The organism is Streptomyces colwelliae (assembly GCF_048158785.1).
GTDB lineage: Bacteria > Actinomycetota > Actinomycetes > Streptomycetales > Streptomycetaceae > Streptomyces.
Genome location: NZ_JBLTJC010001010.1, coordinates 1 through 415 on the forward strand (window position 1 = coordinate 1; position 415 = coordinate 415).

At 54.5% G+C, this 415-nt stretch carries 1 protein-coding gene; it reads left to right on the forward strand.

Annotated features, from left to right (window positions below; all coding sequences use genetic code 11):
• Positions 1 to 415: hypothetical protein (locus ACNFOC_RS55595; RefSeq protein ID WP_416966472.1), on the forward strand; the 415-nt coding region annotated here is incomplete at both ends.

Genomic DNA, 415 nt, shown 5'->3' on the forward strand with positions numbered 1-415 from the left:
GTGCTGATTTACGCATGGAAAGCGGGACGTAACACCTGGTGGTTTGCAGCCACGTTAACGGTGCTGGGGCTATTTGTCGTTTTAAATATCACCCTGTTTGCCAGCGACTATTTTACTGGCGATGGTATTAACGACGCGGTTCTCTATACCTTAACCAACAGCCTGACCGGTGCTGGTGTCAGCAAATACATTCTTCCGGGTATCGGCATTGTGCTGGGGCTGACGGCGGTGTTCGGTGCGCTGGGCTGGATCCTGCGCCGTCGTCGCCATCATCCGCACCATTTTGGTTACAGCCTGCTGGCACTCTTACTGGCGCTGGGTTCAGTGGATGCCAGCCCGGCATTTCGTCAGATAACGGAACTGGTGAAATCCCAGTCACGCGACGGCGACCCGGACTTTGCGGCTTATTATAAAG